The organism is Arthrobacter terrae, assembly GCF_015708085.1.
GTDB lineage: Bacteria > Actinomycetota > Actinomycetes > Actinomycetales > Micrococcaceae > Arthrobacter_M > Arthrobacter_M terrae.
In genome coordinates this window covers 1-1,466 of record NZ_JADNYM010000056.1, presented here as the reverse complement: position 1 = coordinate 1,466, position 1,466 = coordinate 1, and the positions used below count along the sequence as shown (strand labels likewise).

Annotated in this window: 2 protein-coding genes; both read right to left on the bottom strand. The window is 62.1% G+C overall.

Annotated elements, in window-relative coordinates:
* Window positions 1-86 precede the first annotated feature (86 nt).
* Window positions 87-818 carry an IS21-like element helper ATPase IstB gene (istB, locus tag IV500_RS21120; RefSeq protein WP_196398784.1) on the bottom strand — a complete coding sequence of 244 codons (732 nt, stop codon included), beginning with the start codon at window positions 816-818 and terminating at the stop codon, window positions 87-89.
* Window positions 815-1,466 (bottom strand): Mu transposase domain-containing protein (locus IV500_RS21115; RefSeq protein ID WP_446680236.1); only part of this gene is annotated, 652 nt, incomplete at its 5' end. The genes IV500_RS21115 and istB, both read right to left, overlap by 4 nt.

Below are 1,466 nucleotides of genomic sequence, written 5' to 3'. Positions count from 1 at the left end.
TTGTGTTTCGTCAAGTTAAAGTAGGCCATTTCGGCGCTAAGAATCAGGCCACTGCGGCACGTCTTTAGGCCATTTCAGCTGTCTGCTCATTTCATCAACGCATTTTTGACCCGGTAGGACTCGCCGCGGAACTGCAATAGTCGCCCGTGGTGCACGAGCCGGTCGATGACGGCGGCGGCCATGTTGTCATCGCCAAAGACGGTTCCCCAACGGGAAAACTCCAAGTTGGTGGTGATGATCAGGCTGCGTTTTTCGTACCCGTCCGCGATGACTTGGAACAGGAGCCTGGCTCCTTCGATATCGATCGGAAGGTAGCCAAGTTCATCGATCGCCAGCAGCTGGTTTTTTGCCAAGGATGCGAGCTCCTTGTCGAGGCGGTCTTCGTCCTTGGCCCGGCGCAGCATCATGACCAGGGCGGAGGTGGTGAAGAAGCGTGCCGGGATGCCCTTCCGGCACGCGGCTGCCACCAGGGCGGAGGCCAGGTGGGTTTTACCTGTGCCTACGTCGCCGTACAACACGAGGTCTTGGGCCCGGTTGATGAACTCCAGGGATTCGAGCGGTTCTCGGCCGTAGTCCTCGGGGAACCTGACACTGGTGTAATCGAATCCGGTGAGGGTTTTCAGGGCGGGCAGCCGAGCCGATTTCAGCAGCCGTTGACGCCGTGATTCAAGGCGGGATTCGTGCTCGGCCATCAGTACCCCGTGCAGGTATTCACGTTGTTTCGGGGTTCCTTTCTCAGCCCATTCACTCAGCACGGTCCCGGTCATCGAAGCATGCTTGCCCGCGTTCAGGATGTCCTGGATGGTGGGGGTGCTCATGCGACTTCTCCCGTGACGGTGTTGACGGTGGTGAAGGTGTCATAGACACTCAAGTCCACGTTCGTGGCGGGCGGTTCGGTGCCGTTGGCCAGCCGGCGCGCGAGCATGCCCAGCATGGCCATGTCGGGGGTGTCTCCGCGTTGGATCAGGGTGTGTGCAGCCTGTATTGCGGCATCGAAGCCGGCGGACTCGGACGCAGCATCCACCGCGTTGAGCAGGCGGCGCCGATCGGTCGCTGGTGCCTTATCCAGCCAGTCACGCACCGGGTCGGTGACCAGTGCCCGCAACGGGGAATGGGACCACGCCCCGGGCTTGGCCACCAGCAACGGGACCAGCGAGGCAGGGTCAAAGATCGTCTCGGTCTGTCGGCCAAAGACGCGTGGGAACGTGCGGACCGGTTCGGAATGCTCATCAAGGATCTGCACCACATCATGGCCCAACCCCACTGTGAGCATCCGTCCATGGAACGCGGGCCCGGCCGCGTAGGTGTTCCCGTCAACGAGCAGGTTCCCGACTCTGTCGGCCTTCCGCGATTCGTAGCGCACCGCCTCAAAACCGACCCCCGGCAACTCCAAGGACGCCGCCACGTCCTGGGCGAACAGCTCACCCACGGGCAGGCCCTTGCGGTAATGCGTGGTGCCGGCCAGG

What these genes read in the sequence shown, in the direction of transcription:
- istB (WP_196398784.1), bottom strand. Translation starts at nt 818, where the DNA reads ATGAGCACCCCCACCATCCAGGACATCCTGAACGCGGGCAAGCATGCT.